Origin of the sequence: Streptomyces sp. NPDC005963 (genome assembly GCF_040638655.1) — a bacterium.
Classification (GTDB): domain Bacteria; phylum Actinomycetota; class Actinomycetes; order Streptomycetales; family Streptomycetaceae; genus Streptomyces.
Genome location: NZ_JBEXVD010000012.1, coordinates 110911 through 127910, shown reverse-complemented (window position 1 = coordinate 127910; position 17000 = coordinate 110911). Strand labels below are relative to the sequence as shown.

Below are 17000 nucleotides of genomic sequence, written 5' to 3'. Positions count from 1 at the left end.
GGATCAGGCGATGAGCAAGCAGGAGTCCCAGGCGGATCGGGGCGGGGTGGCGGTGCTGGGCGCGATGAGCGCCAGGGCGACACCGGCGGCACCGTCGAGCAGGCCAGGATCTCCGCTCCCAAGCGCTGCGCCCGATGGGTGGATCTTGTCCAGGAGTGCCGGGATCGCGGCGCGTATCCGGTCCACAGTCGTGGCATGGGCGTCGTCGGCGACACGGGCGGCGAGGTGGGCAAGCCCCGTGAAGCCGTGGCAGAGGCCCTTGTCCGTTGTGTCCTTGAGCTGATCGGAGTCGGTGAGGGCGGCCACAAGAGCGCTCTCCGCCTGGATACGGCGGTCGGTGTCGCTGAGGGCGAGCGCTGCGAGCTGCTGAGCACGGGCGAGGCCGGCGGTTCCGTAGCACCAGGACGGTCGCCGGGGCATGGACGGGGCGAGGCGTCCGGTCCGTAGTTCGTCGCGGGTGATCCAGTACGGCCACGCCTGACCGGGCCCGGTCTCCCAGCGGTCCAGCCACGCCAGGATGGTACGCATCGCCGCGTGGTGCCCGCTGACGACGGTGCCGCGCCGAGCAGCCAAGGCCAGGAGGGCGAGTACGCCACCGATGCCGTGCGCCATGCCGTGGTTGGCGTGACCGCCTGGGAAGCGGTCGTCCGGGTTGCCCGAGGGGCCGGTCTCCGTCCACCAGCCGGGCAGGGTCTCGTTCTGGTCGGTCAGTGGTTCGGTGAGGCGTACGCAGTAGCCGAGCACGGCACGAGTCGTGGGGCCGTCGGGGCTGCGCCGCAGAAGATGGGGCCCATACCCGGTGAGCCCTCGGATGCCGTCGAACTCGGCGAGCTGCGGTAGCCGTCCGGCGTCGATGCGGCGATGGGCGGCCTCCAGACGGCGTCGGACGTCGATCACGATCTGTCGGTCCAGTGAGTCCAGGGCACTCTGGTAGGCCCCGGGGAGGCGGTCTGCCGCGCAGGCCAGGGCATGGGTGAGGGCGGGAGCGCCGTAGAAGGGGTGGCTGTCGTGACCGCTGGTGAGGGGTTGGCGGGTGGCGGCGGTGAGCCAGTCGTGAGCGCGTTGCCATGGCCCGAGGCCGCACGCGGCCCGTTCGATGTGCAGGAGTGCGATGCCGGGAGGGCCATAGGCCAGATGCTGCCCGTACGCGGGCACGGCCCAGGACCGGGGCACATCGGGATCGGCGAGTTGGGACGAGATGGCGTCGACCAGGTCGAGGGTCGGGTGGGTGGTCATGACGGCCTCCCTTTTGTACGGGCGATCCAGGCGAGAGCGGCGGCGCGCGCCAGGTAGAGGCACACCTCCTCCTCGGGGAAGTTCACCGCGACATGCCGCACGAAGTGGACATGCAAGAGGGACGTCAGAACGTCATCGACGGCGATTCCCTGGGTGTCTGGGCCCGGGAGATGCGGCCGATAGGCGGCAAGGGCCGCGTCCCGTTCCGCCCACCCGGACACGATGCCGTCCCCGCCCGGTGCTCCGCGCAGCGCCGCCCAGTCGCCACGGGAGTCGGCCAGCCGTACAGCCTCCGTGAATTGCGGGCGCGGTACAGGCACGGGAGCCGTCGGTGGAATGTGGTCGAGCAGCCACCGCATCCCGGCTTCCGTGCTGCCGAGGAAGGCGGAGGCGATGGCGACGGTGTGCGCCACCACCAGGACGCGTTGGCCGGGACGCTGCCTCTGTGCGAGCTGTGTCACCACGGCCCGCGAGTCAGCCCGGAAAACATCCTCGGCAGCGTCCCACGCTGCTCCGGATCCCCAACGGCCCATCTCGCGGTACGAGGTCGGATAGCGCAGATCGGCCAGCAGGCCGGCCCGGCGCAGTTCGTCGGCCCACTCACTCACCGTACGGGCGGTCTCGGCGAATGCGTCCGGATGGGGGAGGGCGATACGGAGGCGGAGGTGCTGGGCCGGGTCGCGGAAACGGATGAACCACCAGGGTGGGTTGCCGAGCTGCTCCAGCAGGCCGGGCAGGTGCTGGGCGAGCACGGTGTCTTGGCGGCGGGCGTCTCCGTACAGGGTGGTCAGGAGTACGGCGGAGGCGGCTGGCGGCTGCATCTGTGCTGGTGAGAGTGCACGAGCCGGAGTAGGGATGGGTAAAGGTGGCCACGCCGTCGGCCGTACCGCTTTGAGCGGCAGGACGATCTCGTGGGCGCGCCCACCGCACCAGCCGTATAGCTCTGGGGCTTCGACGAGCACGGCGGTGTGCGCACGGTCGAGGTGCTCGCGGAGCAGCGTTCGGTGACCGGCCTCGTCGAGGTCGAGGAAGAGGTGCTGGTCCCCCTCCACGAGATAGACCTGCCGCGGCAGCCGTCGTCGGACCCGCCATTCGGCCAGGGTCGCGTCCCGCTGGGCGCCGCTGGGCAGCTCCGAGGGTTCGAGTCGCCAGCGTGCCGGGGCAAGCACTGTGCGCCCGTAGCGGAGGCGCGGAAGGAACGGCATCGCCGCAGCGGCACCCCAGTCGAACACGGTGACCTGCGCGCACTGAGCCCGGGACAGCTCGGTGAGAAACCGCGCCAGCGGCGGGGTGTGCGTACGCAGGTTCAGCGCGTTCATCCCCACCGCTTCGACACGGTGGCCCCGCTCCGGGGCCGCCAGGTACATCCGGCGTCCGTCGCACGCGACCGCGAGGTCGTCGAGGGTGAGAACACCCGGGTCCGGGGCGCGATGCTCCTGGAGGCTGATCACGGTGGGCAGGATCTGAGGTGTACGAGTGACGTGGGCGCTCTCGGGGAGGAGCGGCGGGAAGGAGAGCTGCGCGGGCACGGTGTCGCTGTCCGCGGTCGGGAGATCAGTCAGCTCCGTGCTCAGCGCCTCGCGATCACCGGGCTCCAGCACACCGAGGAAGCGGCCCGTGGAGACGCCTGCCCCGCGTGACACGCTCACGACCTCCAGCCGGAACCGCCCGCGCCGCAAATCGCCCAAGTCGGCCGAGTGCACCCGTACGCCCACCTCCAGGTGCGGCGGTACTCGTGGCTCGTCGGGCCCCACATCGAGAGCGGCGATCAGTTCGTCGGTGAGGACGACCTCATCCTGGCCTTCGAGCGCGGCCGTCTGCGCCAGACGTACGAGTACGTCGTCCCGAGCGGAGACCCGAGGTCGGCGCGCACCGGCCGGAGTGCCCGGGTAGCCGTCGGGATAGCCGACGCCGCTGTCCGCAACGACCTCCGTGAGGGGCACCATCGTGCCGATGCCGTACCGCTCGTAGAACCGCTGGTGATACTCACCCCACGCGGCGGTTCCGTATGGGCGAGCACTCAGCCGGGTCAGGACGAGCGCGGCACGTTCCACTTCATGGGCCACCGCCTCCGGCAGTACGAGCTGGGCGTTCAGCCGTAGGTCGAACGCGATGGGGTGGTCGTTCCCGTCCGGCACGAGCTCCCGCATCCGCGCGGCGGCTCTGTCCCGACCGTCATGCGTGGAGCACTCCCTCAAGGCTGCCCGGATCGCGCGCAGCTCGGCCACCGTCTTCGAGATCGGTGCAATGCTCTCGGCTTCGACGGCATCGAGCCGGTCGACGAGGTACCCGAGAGCGTCGGTCTCCGTGCTCGGGGCGTGCAGGCTGGTGATCAGCACCCGCCGTCGGATCAGCTCCGCCAACAGCCGACGAGTCTTCTCCGGCCCGGCCTCGGGGAACTCCGCCCGGAGCTTGCTCAGAAGCATGCCCACCCTGATCGGCGCCTGGGCCGCAGTGAGGGCCGCCTGCACTGGTGCGGTAAGGGCCAGCGATGCCTCGACAGCGCGGGTCTCGTCGCCTTGGTCATCAGACTGAAACGGCACGATGAGGCGGTCCCCACGGACCGACGCGGTGCTGTTGGCAACAACGGGCAGCCGTTCAAGCAGCTCCGCGCACGACTCCAGCCGCTGTACGACCGTGGCCAGCCACTCTGCCCCGGCTCGGCCGACGAGCACGTGCTCCTCGCCCCACTCCGCACTCGCCCGCGACCCGAATGATGCGGCGGCCACACCGGCGAACAGCCCAAAGGGAGTCGCCCGGTGCTGTGCCCGCAACGAATACCGGACCACGGATTGCACCGTACGCCGGAGAGCCCGCGGATCGAGCCGTTGACCTGTGCACAGGCTCTGCACTTGCGCGGCCAGCGCCGGGCTGGAGTGCTGCAAGGACTCGGCGAAGTCTTCGTCCGCCCAGACCGCACGCAGCCACATTGCTTGAGCTGCTGCGGCACCGGGCAACCCGTCGCCCAGGTCGGGCCACGGAGAGACCACCAGCGGAGGCTGGGCGACGGCACGCACAAGGGCAGTTGTTCCGGCGCGGAACGCCGCGGTCGTGGTAACCACCGACTACCTCCGTAGGGTGTGGGAACGGGCGGCTGGTGCCGCCGCGCGGAGGCGGCGGCACCAGCCGAACTGGACAAGCGCAGGTCAGGCGACGTTGGTGGTGCAGGCCCCGCAGGTGGTGCCGCAGTTGTCATCGGTCAGGTTGACCAGCCCAGCGGGGTCGGCGATCTCGACGAGGGAGACGTCCAGGTCGAAGCCGTCCGACGCCTCCCGTGCCTGGGGGCGGACCTGGGTGAGACTGGGGACCACGATGTTGCGCGTCATGGTGACTACCTCCTGGTTTCGTGGGTTCACTGGTTGATGCGGCCGACGGGTCGTTCATCCGTCGCTGGTGAGCTGAAGCTCGGCCCAGACCTCCTTGCCCCATGGGCACCTGTCCGAGCCGTACAGGTCATAGCCCCAGCAGTCCGACACCGCGTCGATGAGGAGCAGGCCGCGGCCCGACTCATCACCGTGGTCCGCGTGGCCGGCGGCGGGCAGACGCTCCGGTTCCCAGTCCACGACGCCGACCCGGATTCGCGACGCGCTCGGACGTCCCACGGTCAGACGGATGTCGTGGCACGAGGTGTGCTTCGAGGCGTTCGCGATCAGCTCCGTGACGATCAGCACGGCACCGTCGGCGAGTTCGTCCAGGCACCACGCGCCGAGTACACGCTGGACGAGCTTGCGGCAGGTCTCAGCGGTGGATGGCTGGCACGGGATGGTCTGGCTGTAGGCGGGGCGCCCAACACGGGCGGCATGAACAGGTGTGTTGAGACTCGTCATGGGGATGGAGCCTTCGGGTTGTCTCGGCGCCCGGTCCGCCCCTTGCGGATGTGAGTGTGCGGACCGGGCCGTCAACAGCCGCCCGGGATGGTGGGCGGCCGACACCCAGATAACCCCGGCTTCCGTTCGGCTGGTTAGGACCATCAGGCGTGCGCTCAACGGGTCGACCTAGGGCGATTTGACCTAGCGTTTACCTGACGACTGGGCGACGCGAGCGCTACCGTGCCGGGATGGATGCCACGCGCAACACCGTTCTTGAGGCGTGGATGGCCGAGCACGGCTACAGCTCTAACAGCCTTGCCGACGCTGTGAACAGGTCCTTAGAGCAGTTGACCGGAAGGTCCGGAGGGCTCGACGGATCATCGGTCCGGGGCTGGAAAGCCGGCCGTGTGAAGTGGCCGAAGTCGGCTACCCGCAGGGCGCTTGAGGACATCGCCGGTCTGCCCGCCACCGCTTTAGGGTTCGTTCCACAGAGCAGGACTCCGTCGGCCCTGGTTCCACCGCAGCAGGAGGACCCTGACATGAAGCGCCGTACGCTCGTCGGCGGGCTCGCGACGGCCGCCGTCGCCGCGGCGTCACCCGGCACCGCGTCGCCACGCAGGATCGGCATGAGCGACGTCGACCGTCTCCAGAAGCGCTTCGCCGAGATCATCGCCAGCGACCACCGGCACGGCGGACGGCTCGGTATCGAACAGCGAGCCGCCGCCCTCGCCGACGAGGCACTGAACCTCCAGAACGCGGGAAGCGCCACCCAGCGCGTACGCAGCAGCCTGTACGCCTCCGCAGCAGCGTTCCGCTCTTCCGCGATGTGGGCCGCGATCGACGGCCGGCGCTACGACGACGCCAAGACCCACATGCGGGAGGCTCAGACCCTCGCCGAGATGTCCGGTGACCAGGCGATCAAGTTCCGCATCTGGAGCCACACCGGAACCATGTACCGGCACCTCGGCCGCCCCGCAGACGCCCTCGCCGCGAACGATGTAGCCCGCAACCTCTTCCTCACCCGGCGCGACCCCCTGTTCGCGTCCCTCGGCCTGGCCCGGCAGGGAGCCATCCTGGGCACAGCCCAGGACCGCAGTGGCATGCGTCGAACCTTCGACCAGGCGCAGGAAGCCATGCTGCGCTCCGACCCCACGGACTACCGCCCCGTGTGGATGCTCGCCTTCTACGACCAGGCCGAGCTGGACTCGCTCGCCCTGTCCGCGAACCTGGCCCTGGGCGACTACCCGACCGCCGAGTACCACGCCCACCGCTGCCTGGCCGCACTCCGCCCCCACATGATCAGATCCCGCGCCATCGCGACGACCCGCCTCGCCCATGCCCAGCTCGCCCAAGGGGCCGCGGACGCCGCCACGTCCACCGCGATGAAGGTCCCCACCGACGTCGCCACCCACCACGCCCGGGTAGCCCGCATGCTCCAAGAGTTCGGCGCCGCCCTGCGCGCCACCGCCCCCGGCAGCACCACCGCGCAGACATGGACCGAGCACGCCGCCACCTGGAGGACCACCGCATGAGCACGGCCCCCACCATCGAACTGCGCACCTTCACTACCCTCGACCCCGTCCGCGGCGACCTCCTTGACGTCTACGCGGACGTGCGTGCCCCACTCCTCCACCTCTCGAACTACGCGGTCACCACCTTCGGCGAACGCCTGGACCGCCACGGCACCGAACCGGGCTTCGTCGTGGTCCTGGCGTATGCCGACGGCGAACCGGTCGGCTACGCCTACGGCAACACCATCGAACGCGGCGACCGCTACTGGCAGCGCATCACCCCGGAGCCGGCCGAGAAGTACACCGAGCGCCCGGCCCTGGCCCTGAAGGAGATCGGTGTCCGACTGGCTTGGCGCAAGACCGGGATGGCCCGCCGAATCCACGACGCCCTTCTCGCCGCCCGCGAGGAGCCGTACGTGACGCTCATGGTCAACCCGGCTGCTGGCGACGGAAAGGTCCACGCGCTCTACAGGTCATGGGGATACGAAGACATCGGCCAGAGCCAGCCGTCACAGGCTTCGCCAGTGCTCAAGGTGATGATCCTTGCCAGCCAGTGATCGGCCCTGCAGGAAGTCCGCCGGGCAACCTCCACGAGTACCAACCCCACCCCGGTCTCCATCGCCCTGATCGCCGACCTGTTGATCGCCCGCCCTCGACGAGGTGTGTGGCCGTGCCGTGGGCAAAGGGCTGTGTCACGGCCGCTGGCCCCCGTTTCTGGTGGCGGAAACGGCGGCGTTGGCGTGTCTTCGTTCGCCAGTGTTCGCCACCTCATAACCACCGCTTCCGCTAGCCGACGGCCGGATACCGTGCAGGGAGTCCGATGCGTCTCTCCCCATGCCCCCACCCAGAACAGGTGGGGCCCAACTCCGTTGGGGTCGTTGAGAGATGGGAGATCGGGCGAGATGGAGCGATCGACACGGCGAAGGCGGGTACGCAGGCGGAGCCAGTCACCGGACTGGGTTCAGTTGGCGGCCTTGGTTCTGACCGCGGTCACTGCCATCGCGGGGTGTGTCGAGCACTTTGTGTGATGCGTCAGAGGTGGTCCGGACGGATGGTGGGGCGGCAAGCGAGCCCGGCCGGTTTTCGCTCGGCCGGACCCGCCGCCTGTAGCCCCGCATGGGGTCTGGTTTCGGGGTGTCGCCCGGAGCCAGGCCCCTTCACGCCGTGCGGGCAGCCTTTCGGCTCAGGACGAGGAAACCTCAAGTCGCCGACGCCATCAAGCTTCGGGAGGTTTCTCTTGATCGAATTCTTGGCGAAAGGCTCTGGCTAGGCATGGCGTTGAGGGGTGGCGCGGTTCCTTCTGCCCTTGATCAAAGATGAAATGCCTGGTGAGAGCGTTACCGAGGGTGGCGAAACCTGGCGAATGCCGCCGCAACCGTCAAGCTGATCATTGAGGCCCCCTACTGCCGCCTCCCACCCCGGGGTCAGCACGGCGGGCCGGGTGAGGTGGTTCGGTCGGGGGGACCAAGGGGTGGGGTGGTTGTGGTGGGAGTGGACGAAGAGGGGGGATTCCGGCGGTTCTATGCTCATTCGGAGTCGAGCGGGGAGGGGTGCCGTGACGAAGCCGGACGGGCTGGGCGAAGTGGATGGGCTGGACGGGGTCGGGGTCTGGTTGCGGCAGCGGTTGCCGGGGCTGGTCGTCGAGAGTGGGGTGCCCGGGGCGGCGGTGGCCGTCTCTGTCGGTGATGACGTGGTCGAAGCCGCGGCCGGGGTGCTGAGTACGGCCACGGGTGTCGGGGCCACCGTGGACTCCCTCTTCCAGATCGGTTCGATCACCAAGGTGGTGACCGCGACGCTGGTCATGCAGTTGGTGGACGAGGGGAGGCTGGACCTTGACGCCCCGGTGCGGGAGGTCCTCCCGGAGTTCCGGATCGCCGATGAGCGGGCGGCGCGGCAGATCACCGCGCGGCAACTGCTGTGTCACATCGCGGGTTTCGAGGGGGACGTCTTCACCGACACCGGCAAGGGCGACGACGCTCTGGAGAGGTACCTCGGTGTTCTCGATGGTGTGCCGCAACTCTTCGAGCCGGGTGGGATGTTCTCGTACAACAACGCCGGTTACTGCGTGTTGGGGCGGATCGTCGAGGTGGTGCGTGGGGAGCCGTTCGACGTCTGTGCGCGGAGGCACCTGTTCGCGCCGTTGGGCATGAGTCACACCGCGGGTGACCCGTACGAGGCGATCGTCCACCGTACGGCGGTGGGGCATGTCGAGCGGGCGCCGGGAGCTCCGCTGGAGGCGAGTGCGGTGTGGGCGCTGGCGCGCTCGAACGCGCCTGCCGGGTCGATGTTGGCGATGCGCCCCCGTGATCTGCTGGCCTTCGCCCGGATGCACCTCGCCGGTGGCCTGGGCCCGGACGGCGGGCGGGTGCTGAGCGCGGAGAGCGTCCGGGCCATGCGGCAGCCGCACGTCACGCAGCCCGACATCGACCAGGGCGCTGCTTGGGGCTTGGGCTGGGAGCTCTTCGACCTGTCGGGCGGCACGGTGTTCGGGCACGACGGAAACACCATCGGGCAGTCGGCGTTCCTCCGGGTGGTTCCGGAGCGCGGGGTCGCGGTGGCGATCGTCACCAATGGCGGACGGTCACGACAGGTGTATGCGGAGGTCGCGGGCCGGGTGCTCGGTGAACTCGGTGGTGTCGGGCTGCCCGCGCCACCCGTGCCGAGTCCGACCGCTCCCGCACCGGACGCGGCGCGGTCCGACCGGTACGTCGGCACGTACCGGTCGAGCACGTCCGAGACCACGGTGAGCCGGGATGCGGCGGGCCGTTTGTGGTTGGAGCGCACCCCCCTGGGGGTCATCGCCGAGCTGGACGAGGCCGCGTACCGCACGGAGTTGGTCGACTGGCGCGGCGACACATTGATCCCGGTCGAGCCTGAGCGCGGTGTCCACGCGCCGCTCGCGTTCCTCGGGGACGACGGGCAGGGGCACGCGCTCTACCTGCACACGGGCCGGGCCGACCGGCGGGTGTCGCGGTGAACGAGTTGCATCGGCGCGCTGTCGTGGCCGATCTGCACAACGATCTGCTGTGTGCGGTGGTCGCCCGGCCGGTGGACCAATGGGCGGAGTTCTTCCGGGAACGTTGGCTGCCGCAGTTGCGGGCCGGTGGGGTGAACGTCCAGGCGCTGCCGGTGTTCGTCGAGGATCAGTTTCGGCCCGAAGGGGCGTTGCGTAGGACGTTGCGCATGATCGAGGCGGCCCACCGGCTCGCGGAGGGCAATGCCGATGCCGTTGCGCTGTGCGGGGACGGCGACCAGATCGACCGGGCACTGGCCGAGGGCCGGATCGCCCTGGTGCTGGCGCTGGAGAGCGCGCCCGGTGTGGGCGAGGACGTGGAGTTGCTGGAGACCCTGTTCCGGCTGGGGGTCCGGATCGCGTCCCTGGCGCACTTCGGGCGTACGTCCCTGGCCGATGGCAGCGGGGAGGACGCGACGGGCGGTCGGCTCACCCGTGCCGGGGTCGCGGCATTGGCGGAGATGGAGCGCCTCGGCATGGTCTTCGACGTCAGCCATCTCGGTGCTGCCGGTGTTCGGCATGTGTTGGAGTCGGCGACCCGGCCGGTGATCGCGACGCACTCCGGCGCCCGGGCGCTCTTCGACCACCACCGCAACCTTGATGACGAGCAGCTCCGGGGCATTGCCGCGGGGGGCGGGGTGGTCTGCGTGAACTTCTTCGCCCCGTATCTGCACACGGGTGACTACTCGATCGACCGGTTGGTCGACCACTTTGAGCACATCGCCGCTGTGGCCGGGATCGAGCATGTGGGGTTGGGGCCCGACTTCATCAAGGAAGTGCTCGCCGACACCACTCCTCCGTGTTGTGAGCGCGCCTTCGTCGAGGGCGTGCCGGCCGATGCCTATCTGCCGGGACTGACGGGTCCGGCCGGGCTGCCGCTGGTCACCGAGGCGTTGCAACGACGTGGTTGGCCGGAGGCGGACATCGTCGCGGTCCTGGGCGAGAACGTGCGGCGGTTGCTGCGGACCGAACTCGGCCGGACCGCGCCCGCCGGCTGACCTGAGAGCCGGGCAAGGGTGGACTTTTTCGGACTCATCGATTCCACTTGCTTCCCTGTCGGCTCATCGCGGGGATCCCTTCGTACGACCGGACGAACTCATACCCGAATGTTCGATGAACCCGACGAACGACACCTGGGGTTTCTGTCCCAATATCGTCGGGTGGCCAAGGAGATGGAGAGCGCTACCGTGCGCACGAGCGATGGTTCTGAGAACGCGCGTGGGCCCGCGGACGACAGCCGCGTGCTGACGATCCGCGATCTGTCCGTCGAGATCCGGCGCGCTGACCGGGTCGTCCACCCCGTCTCGGGCGTCAATCTGACGCTCGACCGCGGGGAGACCCTGGGAATCGTCGGAGAGACCGGATCCGGCAAGTCCATGACCGGTCTGGCGATCATGGGAATGCTGCCCGCCGGCGGCCGGGTGACCGGCGGATCGATCGACTTCGACGGTACGGAACTCGTCGGGCTCCCCGCCGCCCGGTACCGGGCCATCCGCGGCAACGACATCGCCATGGTGTTCCAGGACTCGATGACCGCGCTGAACCCCACCCGGCGCATCGGCGAACAGATCGCCGAGCCGGTGCGGCTGCACCACGGCGCGTCGAAGGCCGCCGCGCGCACGCGCGCCGCGGAGTTGCTCGCGCTGGTCGGGATACCGAGACCGGTCGAGCGGATGGACGACCATCCGCACCAGCTCTCGGGCGGGATGCGGCAGCGCGTGATGATCGCGATGGCGCTGGCCTGCGAACCGCGGATCGTCATAGCCGACGAGCCGACCACCGCGCTCGACGTCTCCATCCAGGCGGAGATCCTCGACCTCCTCGACGACCTCAGGTCCCGGCTGGGCATGTCGATGATCCTCGTCACCCATGACATGGGGGTGATCGCCCGCCACGCCGATCGGGTGGGCGTGATGTACGCCGGGCGCGTCGCCGAGACCGGGCCGACCCCGGCACTCTTCGACCGCACCCGACACCGCTACACCCATGCGCTGCTGTCGTCGATCCCCTCGCTCACCCAGGACCGGCGCGAGAAGCTCTACAGCGTTCCCGGCACACCGCCTGACCTGGCCGTCCCCCATGCGGGCTGTTCCTTCGCGCCGCGCTGTGCGGCGGCGACGGACCGCTGTCGTGAGGAGCGGCCGGCACTGTCGGTGGAGGAGGAGGGTCACAGCCACGCCTGTTGGCACCCCGTCTCCGGTCCGACGGTCCGGGCCACTCATCCATCGGTGACCGACACGGCGGTGGCCGCCTCCCCGGTGCTCATCCCCGAGCCGGAGGCGGCGCCACGGCTACGGGTCGTCGATCTCACCCGTGAGCATCCGGTGGGCGGGCGGGGACTCCTCGGAGGACGCCGCACGGTCAAGGCGGTCTCCGGGGTCAGCTTCGAGGTGGCCGCAGGCGAGACGTTCGGCCTGGTCGGGGAGTCGGGGTGCGGCAAGTCCTCACTGGGCAGGATGCTCGTGGCCCTGGACCGGCCCACCTCGGGCGAGGTGATCTTCGACGGTGCGTCGGTGACGGGGATGAGTTCACGTGAACTGGGACCGCGCCGGGCCCAACTCCAGATGATGTTCCAGGACTCGAACGCCTCCCTCGACCCCCGGATGCGCATCGGCGCGATCCTGCGCGAGCCCCTGGCGATCCAAGGCATCGGCAGCCGCGCCGAGCGAACCACCAGGGCCCGCGACATGCTGGACGACGTGGGACTGCCTCCGGGCGTCCTGGAGCGCTACCCCCACGAACTCTCCGGCGGGCAGCGCCAACGGGTGGGGCTGGCCCGCGCGCTCGCGCTGGATCCGAAGGTGCTGGTCGCCGACGAGCCGGTCAGCGCACTGGACGTCTCCGTCCGCTCCCAGGTCCTCAATCTGATGCAACGCATCCAGCGCGAACGCAATCTGAGCAGTGTGGTGATCTCCCACGACCTCGCGGTCGTCCGGTACCTCGCCGACCGGGTCGGTGTCATGTACCTGGGCAAGCTGGTGGAGACCGGCACCACCGACGAGGTGTACGGCGCCACCGCGCACCCCTACACCGCCGGGCTCCTCGCGGCGGTCCCCGAAGCGGACCCGGGGGCGCCGCCTCCACCGCCGGGCCTTCGGGTACGCGGCGAACTGCCGAGCCCCATCGATCCGCCCAGCGGTTGCCGGTTCCGTACCCGGTGCGCACTGGCGACCGAGAGGTGCGCGACCGAGGAACCTCCCCTGGCGACGGTCGCCGGCACCCACCGGGTCGCCTGCCACCACCCGTTGCGCTCGGGGACGGAACGGCCCGTGGAGTTGACGGCACGATGACGCACTTCGCACGACTTCAGCGGGTTCAAGCGGCCTCATGGGTCCCGGTGGACTCGATGCACTCAGTGACCACTGCGATCTCTGTGGTTTCAGGGGGCTCTGCGGTATCAGGGGCCTCAGAGCTCTTGCCGCCCGTGCGGATCACCGGGGCCCCACGGTTTTCTCGGAGAGGGGATGAACACGCATGACCTGGTACGTGGTCCGACGGCTGGCGATCTCCTTCCTCGTGCTCCTGGGGATCTCCGCGGCGGTCTTCTTCCTCCTGCACCTGGTGGCCGAGAACCCGGGCCGGGTCGTCCTGGGACAGCGCGCCTCGCCCGAAGCGGTGGCCGACTTCAACCGGGAGCGCGGGTTCGACCGCCCGGTCGTCGTGCAGTACCTCAGCTATCTCGGCCAACTCGTCCAAGGAGACCTGGGAAGGTCCTACAAGCTCAACGAGAGCGTCGGGGAACTGCTGCGGCAGAACGCCGGCCGCAGCGCGATGCTGTCACTGGCCGGTCTGATCCTCGCGCTGCTGATTGCCGTCCCGCTCGGCATCCTCCAGGCGGTGCGGCGCAACAGCCTCATCGACCGAGGCGCCACCGCGGTCTCGTACGTGCTCTACGCGACACCGTCGTTCCTGCTGGGCCTCGTTCTGATCGCCGTCTTCAGCCAGTCCCTGGAGATCTTCCCCGCAGAGGCGTCCCAGTCGCGTTCCCCCTGGGTGGTCTTCACCGATCCGCGCGCCATGGCCCTGCCCGTGATCACGCTCGCCATCACCAGCGTTGCGGTGTTCTCCCAGTACCAACGCTCCGCCGCGCTGGACCAACTCGGTCAGGACTACATCCGGGTGGCACGGGCCAAGGGGCTACCGGAACGGCTCGTCCTCACCCGCCATCTGCTGCGCAACGCCTGTCTGCCGCTGATCACGCTGGTGGGCACCCTCATCCCCACCGTCCTGGCGGGCAATCTGATCGTCGAGTCCCTCTTCAACTATCCCGGCCTGGGCCTGCTGTTCCTCAACAGCCTGCACCGCGAGGACTACCCGGTGCTCCTCGCCTACACCCTCATGGGTGGCGTCCTGACCGTCATAGGCAACTTCGTCGCCGACCTGACGGTCGCCGCCGCCGACCGCCGAATCGAGTTGGAGAAATGACCTCACCACACGTGGACACGGCGGAGGCCACCGAGACGGACGCCATGGCACGTTCCACGCCCGAACCGACCCAACCCCCCGCGCCCATCAGCTTGCGGAAACGATTCTCTCCGCGGTCGATGCTACGAACGCTGCGGCACCACCCCCTCGGCCTCGCCGGTGGGCTGCTCCTGCTGCTCGTCGTCGCGTTCTGTTTCCTCGGCCCCCTGCTCTACCGCACCAACCAGACCGACGTGGACCTCCTCAACGCGACCCTGCCCCCCGGCCCCGGGCACCCGCTCGGCACCGACCCCAACGGGTTCGACGTGCTCGGCCGGCTGATGGAGGGCGGCAAGGTGTCCTTGCAGATCGGGCTGCTCGCCGCGCTGTTCGCCACCGCGATCGGTACAGTCTACGGGGCGGTCGCCGGACTCGCCGGGGGCATCCTCGACGGGTTCCTCATGCGGGTGGTCGACATCCTGCTGTCGGTGCCCTTCCTCTTCTTCGTGCTGATCCTGTCGGCGAAGTTCCACGCCAACGCGGTGACGCTGAGCCTGGTCATCGGCGGATTCTCCTGGCTGGTCTCCGCCCGGCTGGTGCGCGGCGAGGTCCTGACCCTGCGGGTGCGGGAGTTCGTGCTGGCCGCACGGGTGATGGGGGCGTCCCGTCGGCGGCTGATCCTCACCCATCTCATCCCCAACGCGCTCGGCGTGATCATCGTCAACATCACCTTCCAGGTCGCCGACGCGGTCCTCGTCGTCGCCGCCCTGGGCTTCCTGGGCTTCGGACTGACGTACCCGACCGCGGACTGGGGCAGCCAGCTCGCCAGCGGCGCCACCTACATCTCCGCCGACCACTGGTGGCTCATCTATCCCGTCGGCGGCTGCATCATCCTCACGGTCCTGGCGCTCAACCTGCTCGCGGACGCGCTCCGGGACGCGGTTGGGCGTCGGGCCGACTGAGCAGCGGACAGGGCCTGTCGATCTCGACGGACAGGGGGGCCGGGGATTGTCGGGCTCGCCGAACACCGACGAAGACCGGTGCGGCATCTTCGACCCACGCCGAAGCGGTCACCGGCCAGGTCGCCCGTCCGCCGCAGTCCGGCGCCGTCCCCCTCCTCCGTACCTCTTCACCACACCTCGCAGGGAGCCATCCATGACGCACATGTCCGGTAAGCCGCGAGGACGCCGTTGGGCGGTGCTCGCCGCCGTGGTCGCCGTGCTCGCCACGGCATGCACGGGCGGCGGCAGCTCGGCCAAGGACGTCCAGGGCAGCTACCAGACCCTCCCGAAGGAGTCCGGCAAGCCCAAGGACGGCGGTACGGCCACGGTCGCGTTGACCCCCGGGCTCAGCCCCAACTACATCTACCCCTACCCGCCGGCGTCCGCCAACGGGACCGTCATCGCCCGCGGGCAGATGTGGCGCTCCCTCTACCGCCCCAGCGGGGAGGGCGACCAGATCGCGGACACCGAACTGAGCCTGGCCGAGCCCCCGTCCTACAGCCCCGACCGCAAGACCGTGACCATCAAGATGAAGGACTTCACGTGGTCCAACGGCAGGCCGGTCACCGCCGATGACGTCGTCTTCTCCCTCGCCCTGCTCAAGGCTTCGCTCAAGGAGAGCCCGGCCAACTGGAGCTTCTACACCCCGGGCCAGTTCCCCGACGGGGTCACCGCGAAGGCCACATCGGCGAACACGCTCACCCTCCAGCTGGAGACCGCGTACAACCCGTCCTATCTGCTGTCGATGCTGACGCTGCTGTACGTGATGCCCTCCGCGGAGTGGAACATCGCCCGCACCGGGGGCCCGCACCTGGACCACAACGTGCCCGCGAACGCCAAGGCGATCTACACGTACCTCACCAAGCAGTCCGAGTCCCAGTCCACGTTCGCCAGCAATCCGCTGTGGCAGGTGGTCAACGGCCCGTACCGCCTCAAGAGCTTCGACCCGACGACCGGGTCGTTCTCGCTCGTCCCCAACAAGTCCTACAGCGGTCCGGGGGACTCACGGATCGACCAGGTCAACTTCAAGTCCTTCACCTCCGCCGCCGCCGTGCTCAACCAGTTCAAGGCCGGCACCCTGACCGTCGGAACGCTGGACTCCAGCTACATCACCCAGATCGACGCGCTGAAGAAGAAGGGCTACCACGTCTACGGCGCCCCGGCACCCGCCCGCTTCGACCCGCTGGTCCTCAACTTCGAGAACACCACCGGCAACTTCGACAAGGTCATCGCACGGCCGTACGTCAGACAGGCCCTGCAACACCTGATCGACCAGCAGGGGTACATCAAGAGCCGGGGCGTCTACAACGGCGCCGCCTCCCCGAACTACAGCACCGCGGGCAACGGCTCCCCGTACCCGCCCGAGTTCGGTGGCAAGGCGCCCTACCCATACGATCCGGCCGCAGCGAAGAAGCTGCTCACCGACAACGGCTGGAAGGTGGTGCCGGACGGCTCCACCATCTGCGAGCGACCCGGCACCGGGGCGGGTGAGTGCGGGGCAGGCATCCCGCAGGGGCAGAAGATCGAATTCCCCCTCGCCTCCGCGAACACTCCGGCGTATGTCGGGGCCCGGGACATCGCGTTCTCGTCGGCGGCCAAGAAGCTCGGCATCAAGGTCTCGATCGTGACCAAGTCGCTCAACTACCTGTACACGAACTACGGCAACAGCTTCGCGCCCGCCAACAAGAACAAGTGGGCGGCGCAGGACTACGGGCCGCTCTATCTGGCGGCCGGGTATCCGAGCAGCAACACGGTCTTCAACAAGGGCGGCAGCTTCAACCTGGGCGGCTACCAGAACGCCGAGGTGGACGGGTTGATCAACGCATCGACCTTCGGTGCCGACTCCAAGGTCCTGTCGGCCGAGGTGACCCGACTCTCCAAGGACCTGCCGGTGCTCTTCTTCCCGACCCCGCACACCCTCGTCGTCTGGAAGAACACCCTGTCCGGCCCACCGGCGTCGTTCAACGCGCTGCTCAGCTTCCTGTACACGCCTGAGCTGTGGTACTTCCGTGACTAGGCCCTCCCC

The 17000-nt window shown here is 69.2% G+C and carries 12 protein-coding genes; 8 read left to right on the top strand and 4 right to left on the bottom strand.

The features are described from left to right. Positions 1-3: 3 nt before the first annotated feature. The 4 genes from ABZ348_RS18475 to ABZ348_RS18460 all read right to left on the bottom strand — a co-directional run bounded on the left by ABZ348_RS18475 (position 4) and on the right by ABZ348_RS18460 (position 5063). On the bottom strand, positions 4-1236 hold the full coding sequence (locus ABZ348_RS18475; RefSeq protein WP_358934215.1) for a lanthionine synthetase C family protein: 1233 nt from the start codon (positions 1234-1236) through the stop codon (positions 4-6). Then, complete coding sequence (locus tag ABZ348_RS18470; RefSeq protein WP_358934322.1) at positions 1233-4166, bottom strand: lantibiotic dehydratase; 2934 nt, start codon at positions 4164-4166, stop codon at positions 1233-1235. The genes ABZ348_RS18475 and ABZ348_RS18470 overlap by 4 nt, the downstream gene beginning before the upstream one ends. Positions 4167-4382: 216 nt before the next feature. Further along, positions 4383-4562 (bottom strand): FxLD family lanthipeptide, encoded by a 180-nt coding sequence (locus ABZ348_RS18465; RefSeq protein WP_347726181.1) that lies wholly within the window; start codon positions 4560-4562, stop codon positions 4383-4385. Positions 4563-4616: 54 nt separating this feature from the next. Further along, on the bottom strand, positions 4617-5063 hold the full coding sequence (locus ABZ348_RS18460; protein ID WP_351556780.1) for an ATP-binding protein: 447 nt from the start codon (positions 5061-5063) through the stop codon (positions 4617-4619). Positions 5064-5293: 230 nt separating this feature from the next. Here ABZ348_RS18460 and ABZ348_RS18455 point away from each other — a divergent pair, with 230 nt between their 5' ends. The 8 genes from ABZ348_RS18455 to ABZ348_RS18420 all read left to right on the top strand — a co-directional run bounded on the left by ABZ348_RS18455 (position 5294) and on the right by ABZ348_RS18420 (position 16991). Further along, on the top strand, positions 5294-6577 hold the full coding sequence (locus tag ABZ348_RS18455) for an XRE family transcriptional regulator (protein ID WP_358934212.1): 1284 nt from the start codon (positions 5294-5296) through the stop codon (positions 6575-6577). Further along, positions 6574-7113 carry a GNAT family N-acetyltransferase gene (locus ABZ348_RS18450; RefSeq protein ID WP_358934210.1) on the top strand — a complete coding sequence of 180 codons (540 nt, stop codon included), beginning with the start codon at positions 6574-6576 and terminating at the stop codon, positions 7111-7113. The genes ABZ348_RS18455 and ABZ348_RS18450 overlap by 4 nt, the downstream gene beginning before the upstream one ends. Positions 7114-8111: 998 nt before the next feature. After that, complete coding sequence (locus ABZ348_RS18445) at positions 8112-9533, top strand: serine hydrolase (RefSeq protein WP_358934208.1); 1422 nt, start codon at positions 8112-8114, stop codon at positions 9531-9533. Next, entirely contained in the window at positions 9530-10567 is a 1038-nt protein-coding gene (locus ABZ348_RS18440; protein ID WP_358934206.1) for a membrane dipeptidase, read from the top strand. Before ABZ348_RS18445 ends, ABZ348_RS18440 begins: the two co-directional genes overlap by 4 nt. 174 nt (positions 10568-10741) lie before the next feature. Next, positions 10742-12859, top strand: coding sequence for an ABC transporter ATP-binding protein (locus tag ABZ348_RS18435; protein ID WP_358934204.1), 2118 nt, complete (start codon positions 10742-10744; stop codon positions 12857-12859). 184 nt (positions 12860-13043) lie between these two features. Further along, on the top strand, positions 13044-13994 hold the full coding sequence (locus tag ABZ348_RS18430; protein ID WP_358934202.1) for an ABC transporter permease: 951 nt from the start codon (positions 13044-13046) through the stop codon (positions 13992-13994). Then, the gene (locus ABZ348_RS18425; RefSeq protein WP_358934200.1) at positions 13991-14935 is read left to right on the top strand and encodes an ABC transporter permease; all 945 of its coding nucleotides are present in this window, start codon (positions 13991-13993) and stop codon (positions 14933-14935) included. The genes ABZ348_RS18430 and ABZ348_RS18425 overlap by 4 nt, the downstream gene beginning before the upstream one ends. 193 nt (positions 14936-15128) lie before the next feature. After that, positions 15129-16991 carry an ABC transporter substrate-binding protein gene (locus tag ABZ348_RS18420; protein ID WP_358934199.1) on the top strand — a complete coding sequence of 621 codons (1863 nt, stop codon included), beginning with the start codon at positions 15129-15131 and terminating at the stop codon, positions 16989-16991. Positions 16992-17000: the final 9 nt, after the last annotated feature.

Excerpts from the sequence above, each read along its gene's own strand:
- ABZ348_RS18475 (WP_358934215.1), bottom strand. The coding sequence starts at position 1,236 with ATGACCACCCACCCGACCCTCGACCTGGTCGACGCCATCTCGTCCCAA.
- ABZ348_RS18470 (WP_358934322.1), bottom strand. The coding sequence starts at position 4,166 with ATGTGGCTGCGTGCGGTCTGGGCGGACGAAGACTTCGCCGAGTCCTTG.
- ABZ348_RS18465 (WP_347726181.1), bottom strand. The coding sequence starts at position 4,562 with ATGACGCGCAACATCGTGGTCCCCAGTCTCACCCAGGTCCGCCCCCAG.
- ABZ348_RS18460 (WP_351556780.1), bottom strand. The coding sequence starts at position 5,063 with ATGACGAGTCTCAACACACCTGTTCATGCCGCCCGTGTTGGGCGCCCC.
- ABZ348_RS18455 (WP_358934212.1), top strand. The coding sequence starts at position 5,294 with ATGGATGCCACGCGCAACACCGTTCTTGAGGCGTGGATGGCCGAGCAC.
- ABZ348_RS18450 (WP_358934210.1), top strand. The coding sequence starts at position 6,574 with ATGAGCACGGCCCCCACCATCGAACTGCGCACCTTCACTACCCTCGAC.
- ABZ348_RS18435 (WP_358934204.1), top strand. The coding sequence starts at position 10,742 with ATGGAGAGCGCTACCGTGCGCACGAGCGATGGTTCTGAGAACGCGCGT.
- ABZ348_RS18430 (WP_358934202.1), top strand. The coding sequence starts at position 13,044 with ATGACCTGGTACGTGGTCCGACGGCTGGCGATCTCCTTCCTCGTGCTC.
- ABZ348_RS18425 (WP_358934200.1), top strand. The coding sequence starts at position 13,991 with ATGACCTCACCACACGTGGACACGGCGGAGGCCACCGAGACGGACGCC.
- ABZ348_RS18420 (WP_358934199.1), top strand. The coding sequence starts at position 15,129 with ATGACGCACATGTCCGGTAAGCCGCGAGGACGCCGTTGGGCGGTGCTC.